This window comes from Pseudoalteromonas sp. NZS100 (genome assembly GCF_015864815.1).
Taxonomy (GTDB): domain Bacteria; phylum Pseudomonadota; class Gammaproteobacteria; order Enterobacterales; family Alteromonadaceae; genus Pseudoalteromonas; species Pseudoalteromonas distincta.
Genome location: NZ_JADYWM010000007.1, coordinates 72,665 through 86,047 on the forward strand (window position 1 = coordinate 72,665; position 13,383 = coordinate 86,047).

The following is a 13,383-nucleotide window of genomic DNA, read 5'->3' on the forward strand; positions in this document are numbered from 1 at the left end:
GCTTTATGACACACAACTACTTACTTATTAAATTCGATGCAATTTAGCATGCGCACAAATAGGTAATTTTTGCAGCCTTACAGCACCTTTCCCACTTTATAGTCAAAGGTTCCAGCTGATGCATTACTGTAAATATGAGCCAAAAATTAGATCTATTTTCTTTTTAAAAAATTATAAGAAGAGAAATGGGCGGTATTAATCACAAGCTTAAACTCACTTGCATTAACACAATTGCTTAAAAGAATGGCTTAGAAGAATAGACAAACAAATACTAGGAGGGGCTAATAACAGGCGTTGCTTGGTTTATGTCAAATTTCAGACACAAAAAAAGCGCCTTAAGCGCTTTTTTTCATTTTACTTAAAAAGTAAAATTATACAGCTGTGATGTTATCAGCTTGTGGACCTTTTTGACCTTGTGAAAGAGTGAACTCTACACGTTGGCCTTCAGCTAAAGTTTTGAAACCTTCGCTTTTGATTGCTGAGAAATGTGCGAAAACGTCTGGGCCATTTTCTTGCTCGATGAAACCAAAACCTTTAGACTCGTTGAACCACTTAACTGTACCTGATACGATGTTAGACATTGTAATATCCTGATATAAAATAAAAAATATGCTCATAAGAGCGGGTGTAGCAAAAAATGAGATGGTACTTTAAAAACTTCAGGACGGTACTACAAGTATTACTTATACAACATCGAAATGGAGATTTATAGCTTACATGCTTTCTTTCTAGCTGCAGCCCACTATATAGATTTTTTAAAATATGTCAAGTACCTATCTATAATCAGGGTGATAAACAACCAAAACCGCTTTCCTTGGTTATTAAAATTCAAATTCTAATGCGAGCCTAAAACTATGATTTTTTTCTGATTGACTTATCTCAGTGATAAAACCCGCTTCCCATTTTAACTGCTTTTGCCCATCAAAGCGCTGTAAACCTATAAAACCAGGCCCTATACCGACAAAGTCTTCTCCTACGTAGACTTCAATAGATGGCTGAAAAGCAGAACGATAGCGATAGCGATATTGTGCTCTAAACTCGCTTTCCCATTCATTTTGAATATCCTGCCCCCACTCGTACACTAAAAAGGCATTCATAGTTAAGCTTGTTTTACCAAACTCTTTTTCTATCACAAAACCCGAAGTTGCTTCATACACATCTTCATTATGTTTTTTTTCAAGCTCAAATAATGCCCCCCAATCAGCCCATAATTTACCTTGCTCAATTAATTGCCAGCGTAGTTCAAGCTCATAAGCTTCTAAACCAAAGTCGCCGTTGTCATCTCGCTCACCAACTATGTAACCTTCTAGTGCCATTGTATCGTTAATAGCACCGCCACCACCCAAACGCTGCGCTAGTATGTTGCCACTATCTGTTTGGTGCGACACTAACCGCCATTCAAACTCTCGCTCAAAAGGTAAAACATAGGGGTGATATACCTTATCAACAACAATTCCATCGGCCTTTGCTGGGATTGAAAGTACCAACAAACAAAAAACGGTAAAGCTAAGCGCTAAATATAGGTTGAGTGCTTTCATACACGTTCCTTAGACATTGAAGCCGAAATAACATAACAAAGTGATAAAAATATCACGCTACTAGTACTATATATAAGTACACTCATTAGATCAGGAGTGGCCTCGTAACCAACAAGGGCACGCAGTACGCGCCCGAGCTCAGAGTTTTCGCTTAATACATCGCGTAAATCCCACACGGTTGCGGTGTTGGTAATTAAGTCTATTTGGCTTGCCAAATCCAGTGCAACTAATAACTTAGCCGCGCTGTTAAAAGCAAGCAAAGTAAAAAGCGGATACATACCAAAGCGGTGCTTAATTGCATTCATTAAAAAGTACAGCAATACGCTAAAACTTAAACAAATTCCAACACCTAATAAAGTGCCAATAAATAAGCTTTGCCCTGCATCATTACTTTGCCAAAAGCTGGTGAGGTAAATAATATAGTGGCTTAAATACAATGTTATTGTGCTTATAACAGCAATATAAAAAGCCGCTGATTTTTGCTTTATTGCAAATACTAATACGGCTATAAATATAGTAATACAGAGCCCTATTTGTGAGTACTCTAGCCCTTGGTGTTCAAACCACTGGCTCACCCATGATGCACTTTGCATGTACATAAACGACATGAGCGCGCCAATTAGTAAAGCAGATCCTATTTTTAAAGCGCTTTGTTTTTTAACTACTTGTAGTAGCACTAATAAAATAGCCACAGGTAGTAATTGATTAAGGCTCATGACTAAACTAGTTATTAGCATGCTGCGCCTCCTCATCACCAACTATTACAACGCCCCTTGCTGTATTGGGCGAAAACTCACCAAAAAATTCGTAATACCCTTTACTAAGCGGCCCTATATAAATAATGCTTTTACGGTTTGGGTAGAGTACTTTTTCTCTGTTTAGATCAAAGCTATCAAACTCTTCTGGTGTGCTATCTTGGTTTTCTATCAATAGTTTTACTTTTTTATTCGCGGGAATGGTAATTTGTGAGGGGTAAAACAAGTGATCTTTTAAAATAATAAGGTACTCTTTACTCGCCGCGTTAAACGACAAAAATAGCAAACAACAAAGGCACTGATTAAATAAACGTTTAGTCACTTTTTACTCCTGTAAAAGTAACCTTAACGGTTAGCCCACCTAAAGGGCTATTCGCTAAATGAATACTTGCACCATAAATAGCAATTATGTGTTGAACAATCGCCATACCTAAACCAGCACCTTGCTCGCCTGATGGATGCTGATCGCCACCTACGCGATAAAAGCGATTGAATATTCGCTCTTTTTGCTCTTCAGTCATACCCGCACCAGAATCATCAATTTGCCAACTAAAGCCGTTATTACTTGATGCTAATTTAATTATAATTTGACCATTATTGGGTGTGTACTTTATGGCGTTGCTAAGTAAATTAGCGATAAGCGTGGTTAATGTAAACTCATCACCATTAATAACAAAATCATCACCATTAATAACAAAATCATCGCCTTCAAGGCTAATGGTTTGGTTTTTTTCATCTATTTTGTCGTATTGCTCCGATACGACTTGCTGAGTAATCGTTAGCAATGATTGTTCGCTAAATTGCCTCTGCCATTGTTCAGGCTGAGTGCGTCCTAAAATTAGCATTTGCTCAACAATATTACTTAAGCGATTAATGCCCTGCGACATAGCTTGTAATTCTTGATGGTCTTGCAGATTACTTTGTTTATTAGCCAAATTATGTACATTAATTTTTAAACTACTAAGCGGGGTACGTAATTCGTGAGCTGCATCTGAGGCAAAAAAACGCTCCCGTAAGTAGGCCGTTTCTACGCGTTTAAATAAGTCGTTTAAACGATTAATAACCGGTTTAATTTCCTCGTCGGTTACTTGCCAGTTAATTGGCGTAAAGTCGTTCGCTTGGCGAGACGCCAACTGCTTAGATAATCGAGTAAGAGGGGCTAATGCGTATTTAACAAAAAAGCTAATAAAAATAGCAAGCAGAGGGACTGCCCATAGCATTGGTAACATTGCAGATAAAATAACGGCTTTAGCTAATTCAAACCGCTTTGCCATAGGTTCAGCAACAATGACTTTACGGGTGTTTTTACTCATCACAAATACCCGCATACGCTGCCCTGCTACATTGGCTGTTTGAAAGCCCTCGCTAAAACTAATTTGGTTATTCGTTAAACTCGATGAGCCACTAAGTAAATTATTATTTTGCCAAATTTGATACAACAACTGAGCGCTATTATTACTGACTTGTACTGCATCTGTGCTTAGTGCCAATGGTTGCTCAATTAAAACGCCAGCCACTATTTTAAGTTCATCATCAAGCAAACTTTCACCGTGGTGCATACTTTTTTGATAGCCTTTTACTAATGCTAAAAAGCAAGTTAGCACCATCATTGAAAGTAAAATTAAGGTCAGACGTTTACGAATTGACATTTTCAACCTCGAAAAACAAATACACTCTAACGCTTACCAACCACGTAGCCAATGCCACGTAAGGTTTTAATAAAATCACTAGGGAATTTTTTACGAAGATGATGAATATGCACCTCTATGGCATTAGAGCCGACTTCTTCACCCCATTGGTAAAGTTTGTTTTCGAGTTGTTGTTTTGACTGTACCCTTCCCTGATTTTCCATCAGCGCTTTTAAAAGCATGTATTCTTTTCGAGGTAGTGTAAGTGACTGCCCACTTAGTTTAACTGTATGAGCAGAAGTATCCATTACTACATCACCACAGCGTAATAAGCTTGATTGTGTTTGATTAATGCGCCGGCTTGCTACACGTAAACGGGCAAATAGCTCAGCGGGGTCAAACGGCTTTGCAAGGTAATCATCTGCCCCCATATCGAGCCCTTGGACTTTGTCGTCAATACTGCCGCGTGCAGTTAAAATAACCACTGGTATTACTTTTTTTTGCGCTTTAATATGCTTTAAAACTTGCGAGCCGTCGCCATCAGGTAATCCTAAATCGAGAATAACAAGCTCAATATCACCACTAGAAAGGCACTCTAGGGCGTGTTTTACTGTGCCACTGTGCTCTACGCTGTAGCCCTCTTGGCGCAAAGAGCGAATAAGCCCTTGCGCCACTAAATGATCGTCCTCAACGAGTAATAAATGCATTATGTGTTTATCTTTTTAATTTTTTATCTACTTTTGCCAATAACTGACTTATTGCTTGTTGACGATATTTATCTGCTTTTGCCCGAGTATCACGAATCCCAGCAGCTTGTGCTACAAGTAGTCGCGCTTTAGCTTGTTTATAATCGCCTTCGTCATACAAGTATTCACCGTATAAGTAATTAGTATCAATGCCTTCGAGATTAAAAGCGAGCGCTTGTTTAAATAATTTTTCAGCTTTGTCGTCATCACCAAAACCAATTGGCCAACCAGGTACTTTGCTATAAAGCGTTGCAAGGCTTGCGTAAGCGGAGCCATTTAGTGCAGTGCCATCAATCGAGAGTGCATTTTCGAGTGACGCTTTTGCTTCTTTTGCTAAACCAAGTGCGCCCAAGCCCCCTTTTGCGCCAGCAAAACTAGCTAACACAATGCCATTCCAAATATGTGTTTGCGCTGAGCTTGGATAGTTTTTAACAAATAATGCGCTTTGCTCACTTAGTTGCGTAAACGCGTCTATTTGCGCATCGTCTTCAAGTTCGTAATTAGCAATTGCCCACTTTTGTTGAATATCGGTTAAGTCTTGCGCTTCATCTGCGTGTACTGCAGTTGCAAATACAGAGGTTAGTATTAAATAAAATGCGAGTGTAAATTTATACATAATTTTGCCTTTGTGTGTTTGTTAACTTAAAAAACGTTTAATTTTAGGAAGTTGCTTTGCAATAGCGTTATCAACAACGCTTGGGAATACGCCATTTATGCGTGCAAATAATTTTTCAGGAAAACCAATAAAGCGCCTTGTTTGGTTTGAACTTATAAGAGCTAATAACTCTTGAGCAACTAATTCTGGCGAGTCCATTTTATTGCCGAGCTCTTTATTCATTGCCCGCGCTTTACTGCTATTAATGGATGTATCTGTTGCTCTTGGTGCTAAATAGGTCACTTTAACGCCTGAACCATTCAACTCACGTGATAGCGCTTCTGTAAAGCCACGTAAACCAAATTTACTGGCGCAATAAAGCGTTTGAAACGGGTAGCCAATACTGCCAAACGATGATCCCACGTTAACAATAGTGCCTTTGGTATACGCTAACTGTCCTAAAAATAGCTGGCATAATTTAATAGGCACCGACAGATTAGTAATGAGCATATTATCTATTTGCTCATTACTTGTGTGCTCAAGGCTTTGCATTGTATTTATACCTGCATTATTAATAAGTAATTTAACGCCGCCGAGTTGCTTGGCTTTTATTGCTAGGTTAATACGTGTTGTATCGTCGGTTAAATCGCCCGTAAATATTTCACTGTCTGGGCATGCACGGCTCAACTCCTCAAGGGCTTGGGTATTTCGCCCTACAAGTAGTAACTTCCACCCTTTTGCATATAGGGCTTTAGCAATCGCTTGCCCTATTCCGCCTGTAGCACCAGTGAGCACACACAAAGAACTACTCATGCCAATTTGCCTTGTGCACGTGCTTTAAAAAATGGTTCGTCATCGAGTCCACGAAATATATCGCCGTATAAACGATAAAAGCGCTTTGCACCATGAAGTATGGCTTGCTGATCCGCCTCGTCTGTTATTTGGTTCATTAGGTTTTCAAAAAACTTTACATGCTCTATATCAAGTGCGCCGTGAGAGGTTAAATAACTAAATGCTTTTTTAGGTAAGCCCACAGCATTTGCAATGTTTGAAGCGGCGCCGTCCGCAAGCGCTATAGAAGTGCCTTCAAGCACATGCACCATGCCAAAAAAGCTCAACGGATTTTTACGTGCAATGGAGTCGTACGCATACGACACCATCATTTCGGTAGCAAATTGCGGCTGACTACACCGTACTGTTTCTTTGTCAAAACCACAGGCTGCAATGTCATTAAGTACCCATTCTTGATGACCAATCTCTTCTTCAATATATTCTGCGACGGCTTCGCGCAGCCATTCTTGATCGTCGGTTAATCGTGCACCAACCGACATCATTAATGGCACAGTATGCTTAACATGATGATACGCTTGCGCTAAAAACGAGGCGTATTCTTCAAGTGATGCTTCGCCTTTAAAAACACGCTGAATAATCGGCGCTGCAAGCAGGTAGTTTTGCTCTTGTTTAGTTTGCTCTTTAAGGGTGTTAAAAAAATCACTCATTAATTACTTCTCCAAGTCGGTAAAATTGCTCAAACACAGCATGGTACTGCTTACTTATGGCATCTCGTTTTGGGCGATTATTTGTTGTTAATAATCCTTGTTGCACACTTAATGGGGCAGCTAAACGATGCCATTTTTGAATTCGTGCATAGTCGGGTAGTTGTTTATTAATTGTCTTAATGTACTGCGCTAACACTGGGTTACTTAGCTTTGTATCGGCGTAAATAATGGCACTGAGAAAAGGTCGGCCTTCACCAAACACAACGGCTTGTAAAATACCGCTTTGACTGAGTAATAGTGATTCAGGCCACTCGGCACTGATATTACGCCCCATGCTGGTAATAATTAGGTTTTTTAATCGGCCTTTAATAAATAAAGTATTTTGACGCTGCTCTACTAGATCACCGGTTGCATACCACTGGTCTTTGTTGTGAGGTTGATGGTTTAAGTAACCTAAAAACAAATCGCCTTTTATAAAAAGCTGGCCATTTTCAATTTTGGTTTGAATATGAGGTAACACAGAGCCGGCACTATGGATGTTATCGTTTGTGGGTGTATTTAAACTAACGACAGATGCCGCCTCAGACAGCCCATAACCTTGATACACCGGTAAGTTTAAGCTACGTGCTTTTACTATTAGCATTTCGCTGACAAGCGCACCACCTACGGCAATAAACTGTAACGAACTAGGCGGTTGCCACCCATCTTCTGCAAAAGTAACTAAGCATGCTAATTGTTCAGGCACTAAAATAAGCGTATTTGGCTTAACTTTATCAATAGCAGCTATAAGCTGTGCGGGCTGTTTTAATGCAGTACCAACAAAGCCTAATTCATTTAACGGCATTAAATGCACTGTACCGCCACTTTTTAAAGGGGCATACACACCGGCTATATTTTCAAGCAATACAGCAAGCGGCAATAAACATAAATGCACAGGCTTTTTAATATTAATTTTATCGCACAGAGATTGAGCTACCTGCATTTGGCTATTTGCAGATAAACACACGCCCTTTGGTTGCCCAGTCGATCCTGACGTAAATGTTACTTTTTGAGTATCTGGAAAATAACTGACGGGTTTAGCTACAACAATTTCGTAAATATATAATGTGTAACACTCAAATAAAGTAATTGATGCGGTCGGCTCCCCAAATAAAGGGTTTGGTATGTCGCTCATAAATATATTAGCGCCGCATTGCGCTAGTACATATTGAGTTTGTTGTTCACTAAAAAAGTGAGCAATTGGCACAGCCACTTTATTAGAAACCGCAGTAGCGGCATCAATAACAAGCCAAGCTGGCGTATTATCGAGCTTATAAGCGATACATTTGCCGTTAAAGCTATGTAGTATTTTTACTATTTTTTGTATTTGCTGGTTAAACTCATCACCGTTAATTTCAAGTGTTTGCTCTTTATTATGGGCAATAATTAATGGCGATATTGCATGGGTATTATAGTAATTCATACATTCACCAACGCATTTACCAAAGAATTGATATTTGAGTGATTTTGCTGCATCAAACTATAAAGCATTGGGGTATTTAATACTTGTTGGTGAGCTTGCTCTAAACTCACAACGCATACGGTAGGCTGGTTAGCGTAGTAACTTCCCCAACTTAGCGGATGCTCCACAACAAAACTGTTTGCCACAGCAATTTCAGTGCAGTTAACGCCTAATAAGCGCAGCAGTGCACGTACTTTTTTAGTGGCGCAAAATACTAAATGTTTAGCACCTACACTTTGCAGGGCTTCATTAACAACAATAAAATGCCCAAGCGTTGCTTTGCGATGTGTAGAGCATAGATTGCCAAGCTCAAATACTTTATTACGCTGTGTGTTCTCAGGTAAAAAATGCTCGATGGGCTGTGCTAAGTATTGCTCTATAAATAGAGGAGCTGTTGCTTGCCTTAAACCCAATGTGCATTGCCCTTCGTTTGTCGTGTATTGGCAAAGTAATGGCATAAAAGAGGTAAGCGTGGCGTTATAAGCGACTAAAAACCCTTCTTTAACTGTGTTTTCTAACGCACTTCTATGCTCATCATTAACGCGAGCACTAACAAAGCGTGAGTTATTTTGAATATAAACGGGTGATGAAGGTAGGTGTGCTAATTGCATAAACATCGCTCATATAAAGTGTATGTTTGTAACTTAGCGAGCGAAACTTAAAGAAAACTTAAGAAACCTTAATTTAAATAAAAAAGCGCCTTAATTATTAAATTAAGGCGCTTTAGGATGAAAACTGTTTAAAAGCTTAATAAGCTAAGCTATTAAAAATTATAAGCTATCGACATTTTAAATTGCGTAGGCGCCCCCGGATAAACCCACAAAGCGTTGTAACTACTTTGATCGTAGTCTTCATTAAAAATGTTATTAATGCTCACATTTAGCTCTGTTTTATCTGTTAAATTTAATTGACCAAACAGGCCGACCAATTGGTAACTTGGTAGTCTAAAGCTCAAATCTGCGGCATCACCTAGGCGGCTGCTGGTATATTGGTAACTTGCACCAAATTCAAGCTCTTTACCCATTAATGCTGTTTGATGGCTAAGTGTAAGGTTTAGATTGTTTTTTGGTACATTTACCAGTGGGCTGCCTTTTTCTATTGGCACGCCCCAATCGGCATTAATAATGTCGTTTGCTGTGGTGGCATCTATATAGGCGTACGATAAGTTAAATGCTGTTGCATCGGTAATATAGGTATTTAAATCAAGCTCAACCCCTTTGCTATCAGCTTTACCAATGGGAGCCGAAAAACCAACGTTTACAGGATCTGCCACTAACATATTACTTTTAGAAGCATCAAAAAATGCCACAGTACCGTTTACACCTAAGTATTCAAACTTAGCACCAACTTCAAACGAGTCGCTGTACTCAAAGCCAAACGGGTCGCCGTTTGCATCAGTACCGCTCAGTGGTAAAAAGCCTTCAGAGTAACTGCTGTAGAAGGTTATTGTATTATTTAGTTCGTACACTACGCCAACGCGTGGGCTTATTTGGCTTTCAGAACTGGTTGAAAACACACCGCTGTTGGTTTCTAAAATATCTTGGTCTACGCTATCAAATCTAAGACCAAGTAAAAGTTTAAACTTATCAGTGATATCCATTTGATCTTGAATGTAAATACCGTAAGCGTTTTGCTCTTCATCATTTTCATAAAGTAGCGAAACAGCAGGACGTTCACCAGAATAATCCGGCTCAAAAATATCAATAGTATAAGTGCCATTACCGCCACGATAACGAGAAAGCGATGTGCGCAAATCGTATTTATATGCATCAATACCTATTAATAAATGATGCGAAATGCCGGCTGTATCTAAACTTCCACTTACCTCAAACTTTACACTTAAATCTTCTACTTCGTAGTCGCGATAGCGCTGCTGGCGGGTAAGTGTGCGGCCATCGTCAAATAACGATTGGCGCGATGGTGCAAGTTCTGCATCTGACGAAAAACCCGTTAAGCTAGAGTCTCGATAATTTGCACCTACAACAAGTGACCATGCCTCGTTAATATCGTGATTTAACGTAATTTGGTGGCCTCGAGAGTAAACCTGCGTGTCTCCATCGTTTGGGTTACCTAAATAGCGCGAGCTTGGTAGGGTGTCAAAATCGTTATCGAGAACGACAACACCACGGTCGAATAGCTGAGCTAAATCTACGTATTCAAACTCATAAGTTACACTGGTCGATGCGTTTATTTGATGATATATAGACGGCGTAATCACCTTTTTATTGGTGTATACCTCATCGCGGTAGCTGTCACTATCTTGCCATGCGCCATTTATTCTAAACGCGGTGGTATCGTTAATGCCGCTGGTGTAATCGCCTTCAACGCGATTAAAACTGTCGCTGCCTAAGCTTAGCTTTATCTCACCCTGTGAATCAAACTGTGGCTTTTTAGTTACAATATTTACAGTCCCGCCTGGCTCTGATCGCCCATAAAGTGCTGAACCTGGGCCCTTTAGTACTTCAATGTAATCAATGTTAGATACATCACGCGGGCCGCTAAAACCACGCCCACCGCTAAAGCCATTAACTAAATAGCCCGATGGCATGTTTTCGTTACCCGAAAGGCCACGAATAGAAAAGCTATCCCACAATGCACCGCTATTGTTTTTACGTGAAATACTAGCTGAAAAATCAAGCGCATCTTGTAGTTGAGTAATTCCTTTTTTATTAAGCTCAGCACTATTAATACTAACTATAGATTGTGGCATTTGCTTTTGAGGAATATCACCGCGATAAGCTTGTTTATAAGTGACAGATATTTTTTCGATTTCTTCTTTTGGATCTTGCGCAATACTGGGCGCACTAATTCCTAGGCAGGCTAAATAAATTAAAGAGTACTTCATGTGATTGATTAACTAAGAAAGTGTTATAGTATAACAAAATTGTAGCATGTGTTACTTTATAACAAAACTTCTTTTTAAAAAATCACTGAGCGATTAATTAATGCACTAGCGACTGCCGTGTCATCACGTTAGTATAGTGTTCTACTTAAGTTACATAACGATAATTACATGAGCATAAAAACAAACGCGTTAATTTACTTTTTAGCTTTTTGCAGCGGTTTTTGCATTATGGGGATTGAACTTTTAGGAGGGAGAATTCTCGCCCCTTTTTTTGGTAGTAGCGTACATATTTGGGGCAGTATAATTACAGTATTTATGCTTAGTTTATCTTTTGGGTATTTACTTGGCGGCAAACTCAGCACTAAAAATGCATCACTTACCAAATATGGTTTAATATTTTTAATAGCCAGCATTATGGTGGTGCCTATTACATTATTTTCGCAGCCAATAATGGAATTTATATTTACCCATATTGAAGATAGTCGCTACGGCTCACTCTTAGCGTCAACTGCTTTATTTTTTATACCTACCGTTATTTTAGGCATGATCTCGCCCTACTCTGTGCGCTTACTGGTAACAGATAGCGATAAAAGCGGCCAAGTGGCTGGGCGTTTATACTTTGTAAGTACGCTTGGCAGTGCACTGGGTACTATAATTACCTCGTTTTATTTTGTACTCGCGTTTGACGTAAATACTATTATTAGCGCCTTTGCTCTAACGCTTGGGTCACTGGGTTTAGTCGCGATTGTAATTAATACCTTGGCTAATAATAAGGAGCTTGCTCATGCTTAAATATTTACTACTGCCGTTAATTGCATTTTCGGGTTTTGCGTGCAGTAAAGTTATCCACGAAGAGCGCTCGCTTTATCGCAATATTATTGTTGAAGAAACGAGCGACTTACGTTGCCTTAAATTTAATACTAAAAGTAGCCAAACAAGCCAAAGCTGTATGTATAAAAACAATCCCGACAAACTTGTTTTTAATTACACTAAACTTACTTTTGCGAGCCTTTTAGTAGCCGATAATCCTAAAAATGTACTTATTATAGGATTAGGAGGCGGTACGCTTTCTAACGTTATTCATGAGCTATACCCCACTGCAAAAATTCATAATGTTGAAATAGATCCTGCAGTAACTAAAGTTGCACGCGATTACTTTAACTTTATAGAAAACGATTTAGTGACATCAAGCGTGCAAGATGGCCGTATTTTTATAAAACGTGCCGCAATTAAAAAACAAAAGTACGATTGGATTATTTTGGATGCATTTAACGGCGACTATATTCCGGAGCATTTGCTTACTAAAGAGTTTTTTGAAGAAGTACAAAGCGTATTAGCCGAAGGCGGCGTTATAGCTGCAAATACGTTTTCAAGTAGTAAACTTTATGAACATGAGTCGGCAACTTACCACGCTGTATTTGGCGACTTTATAAATGTAAGTCGCGAAAATCGTAGTAATCGTATTATTTTAGCGGGACTTAAATCAATGCCGAGCGAAGCGCAAATTAACACGCGTGTAAATGCTCTCGCCCCTAAATTAGTAAAATACGGTATAGACATAAAAGCGATTAGCCAATTTATGCAATTTACTAAAAACGATCAAGATTGGCCCGCAGATACAAAAGTACTTACCGATCAATACTCCCCAGCTAATTTACTTAACTTTTAAACTCCTGCTAAACCTCACCATTTTTACAAGTGAGGTTTAGCAAATATTTTGCTACTTCCCGCACTTACACATATTTACTTAGCAAGCTAAGTAATGATAAAATAGTTAGCTTGCTAACTATGTTGGGGTGGCTATGCCTACACACAAACCTTTTCACGAAACACTCGATTTAACAGTTATCGGTAATATGGGCCGAGTTCATCGTTTATGCCGCGAAGCGGTAACCATTGCGGTTGAGCCTTTAGGGCTTACTCAATCGCGCTGGACTGCACTAATGCATATTAGTATGCGTGGTGAGGGACTAACACAACTTGAACTTGCTAATAGCTTAGGGATAGAAATGCCTTCATTGACTCGTACGCTTAAGCAATTAGAGGAACAATCGTTAATCGTTCGCCGTGTAGACAAACATGATAAGCGCAGTAAAAGACTCTATTTTACTGAGCAAAGTGATGCCATTTTACATTCATTGCAAGAGACTATTTCCGATATAAAAAATCAGTTATACAGCGGTTTATCTGTTGAGCAACTAGATGCGATTGCATTTGGTTTGATCAAAATGGAGCAAAACGCCCTTAAATGTATTCAAGTTAATAAGTAAGGCTAA

15 protein-coding genes are annotated in these 13,383 nt (G+C 39.2%); 3 read left to right on the top strand and 12 right to left on the bottom strand.

Annotated elements, in window-relative coordinates:
* Window positions 1-371 precede the first annotated feature (371 nt).
* From I6E69_RS09225 to I6E69_RS09280, 12 genes are all read right to left on the bottom strand, one after another.
* Window positions 372-581: a cold-shock protein gene (locus tag I6E69_RS09225; RefSeq protein ID WP_002959120.1), complete on the bottom strand. Its 210-nt coding sequence runs from the start codon at window positions 579-581 to the stop codon at window positions 372-374.
* A gap of 240 nt (window positions 582-821) precedes the next feature.
* Window positions 822-1,538 carry a hypothetical protein gene (locus tag I6E69_RS09230; protein WP_197121104.1) on the bottom strand — a complete coding sequence of 239 codons (717 nt, stop codon included), beginning with the start codon at window positions 1,536-1,538 and terminating at the stop codon, window positions 822-824.
* Complete coding sequence (locus tag I6E69_RS09235) at window positions 1,535-2,275, bottom strand: hypothetical protein (protein WP_039488806.1); 741 nt, start codon at window positions 2,273-2,275, stop codon at window positions 1,535-1,537. Before I6E69_RS09235 ends, I6E69_RS09230 begins: the two co-directional genes overlap by 4 nt.
* Entirely contained in the window at window positions 2,262-2,615 is a 354-nt protein-coding gene (locus I6E69_RS09240; RefSeq protein WP_039488807.1) for a cupredoxin domain-containing protein, read from the bottom strand. The genes I6E69_RS09235 and I6E69_RS09240 overlap by 14 nt, the downstream gene beginning before the upstream one ends.
* Window positions 2,608-3,942: an ATP-binding protein gene (locus I6E69_RS09245; RefSeq protein ID WP_197121105.1), complete on the bottom strand. Its 1,335-nt coding sequence runs from the start codon at window positions 3,940-3,942 to the stop codon at window positions 2,608-2,610. The genes I6E69_RS09240 and I6E69_RS09245 overlap by 8 nt, the downstream gene beginning before the upstream one ends.
* Before the next feature lie 26 nt (window positions 3,943-3,968).
* Window positions 3,969-4,628: a response regulator transcription factor gene (locus I6E69_RS09250; protein WP_197121106.1), complete on the bottom strand. Its 660-nt coding sequence runs from the start codon at window positions 4,626-4,628 to the stop codon at window positions 3,969-3,971.
* A gap of 7 nt (window positions 4,629-4,635) precedes the next feature.
* Window positions 4,636-5,283: a hypothetical protein gene (locus I6E69_RS09255; RefSeq protein WP_039488809.1), complete on the bottom strand. Its 648-nt coding sequence runs from the start codon at window positions 5,281-5,283 to the stop codon at window positions 4,636-4,638.
* Between the two features lie 21 nt (window positions 5,284-5,304).
* On the bottom strand, window positions 5,305-6,075 hold the full coding sequence (locus I6E69_RS09260) for an SDR family oxidoreductase (RefSeq protein ID WP_197121107.1): 771 nt from the start codon (window positions 6,073-6,075) through the stop codon (window positions 5,305-5,307).
* A complete protein-coding gene (locus I6E69_RS09265) occupies window positions 6,072-6,761 on the bottom strand; it encodes a TenA family transcriptional regulator (protein WP_138490150.1) in 690 nt (229 codons plus the stop codon). Before I6E69_RS09265 ends, I6E69_RS09260 begins: the two co-directional genes overlap by 4 nt.
* Window positions 6,754-8,223, bottom strand: a complete 1,470-nt coding sequence (locus I6E69_RS09270) for an AMP-binding protein (protein ID WP_197121108.1) — start codon at window positions 8,221-8,223, stop codon at window positions 6,754-6,756. The genes I6E69_RS09265 and I6E69_RS09270 overlap by 8 nt, the downstream gene beginning before the upstream one ends.
* On the bottom strand, window positions 8,220-8,873 hold the full coding sequence (locus I6E69_RS09275; protein ID WP_002959142.1) for a thermostable hemolysin: 654 nt from the start codon (window positions 8,871-8,873) through the stop codon (window positions 8,220-8,222). The genes I6E69_RS09270 and I6E69_RS09275 overlap by 4 nt, the downstream gene beginning before the upstream one ends.
* A gap of 152 nt (window positions 8,874-9,025) precedes the next feature.
* Complete coding sequence (locus I6E69_RS09280) at window positions 9,026-11,107, bottom strand: TonB-dependent siderophore receptor (RefSeq protein ID WP_197121109.1); 2,082 nt, start codon at window positions 11,105-11,107, stop codon at window positions 9,026-9,028.
* Between the two features lie 168 nt (window positions 11,108-11,275).
* On the opposite strand from I6E69_RS09280, the gene I6E69_RS09285 reads away from it, so the two are divergent.
* From I6E69_RS09285 to I6E69_RS09295, 3 genes are all read left to right on the top strand, one after another.
* The gene (locus I6E69_RS09285) at window positions 11,276-11,899 is read left to right on the top strand and encodes a fused MFS/spermidine synthase (RefSeq protein WP_039488814.1); all 624 of its coding nucleotides are present in this window, start codon (window positions 11,276-11,278) and stop codon (window positions 11,897-11,899) included.
* A complete protein-coding gene (locus I6E69_RS09290; protein ID WP_002959148.1) occupies window positions 11,892-12,776 on the top strand; it encodes a spermidine synthase in 885 nt (294 codons plus the stop codon). Before I6E69_RS09285 ends, I6E69_RS09290 begins: the two co-directional genes overlap by 8 nt.
* A gap of 133 nt (window positions 12,777-12,909) precedes the next feature.
* Entirely contained in the window at window positions 12,910-13,377 is a 468-nt protein-coding gene (locus I6E69_RS09295) for a MarR family transcriptional regulator (protein WP_002959150.1), read from the top strand.
* The last annotated feature ends 6 nt before the right edge of the window (window positions 13,378-13,383 follow it).

Coding starts and splice junctions, on each gene's coding strand:
- I6E69_RS09225 (WP_002959120.1), bottom strand. CDS start 581: ATGTCTAACATCGTATCAGGTACAGTTAAGTGGTTCAACGAGTCTAAA.
- I6E69_RS09230 (WP_197121104.1), bottom strand. CDS start 1,538: ATGAAAGCACTCAACCTATATTTAGCGCTTAGCTTTACCGTTTTTTGT.
- I6E69_RS09235 (WP_039488806.1), bottom strand. CDS start 2,275: ATGCTAATAACTAGTTTAGTCATGAGCCTTAATCAATTACTACCTGTG.
- I6E69_RS09245 (WP_197121105.1), bottom strand. CDS start 3,942: ATGTCAATTCGTAAACGTCTGACCTTAATTTTACTTTCAATGATGGTG.
- I6E69_RS09250 (WP_197121106.1), bottom strand. CDS start 4,628: ATGCATTTATTACTCGTTGAGGACGATCATTTAGTGGCGCAAGGGCTT.
- I6E69_RS09255 (WP_039488809.1), bottom strand. CDS start 5,283: ATGTATAAATTTACACTCGCATTTTATTTAATACTAACCTCTGTATTT.
- I6E69_RS09260 (WP_197121107.1), bottom strand. CDS start 6,075: ATGAGTAGTTCTTTGTGTGTGCTCACTGGTGCTACAGGCGGAATAGGG.
- I6E69_RS09265 (WP_138490150.1), bottom strand. CDS start 6,761: ATGAGTGATTTTTTTAACACCCTTAAAGAGCAAACTAAACAAGAGCAA.
- I6E69_RS09270 (WP_197121108.1), bottom strand. CDS start 8,223: ATGAATTACTATAATACCCATGCAATATCGCCATTAATTATTGCCCAT.
- I6E69_RS09275 (WP_002959142.1), bottom strand. CDS start 8,873: ATGCAATTAGCACACCTACCTTCATCACCCGTTTATATTCAAAATAAC.
- I6E69_RS09280 (WP_197121109.1), bottom strand. CDS start 11,107: ATGAAGTACTCTTTAATTTATTTAGCCTGCCTAGGAATTAGTGCGCCC.
- I6E69_RS09285 (WP_039488814.1), top strand. CDS start 11,276: ATGAGCATAAAAACAAACGCGTTAATTTACTTTTTAGCTTTTTGCAGC.
- I6E69_RS09290 (WP_002959148.1), top strand. CDS start 11,892: ATGCTTAAATATTTACTACTGCCGTTAATTGCATTTTCGGGTTTTGCG.
- I6E69_RS09295 (WP_002959150.1), top strand. CDS start 12,910: ATGCCTACACACAAACCTTTTCACGAAACACTCGATTTAACAGTTATC.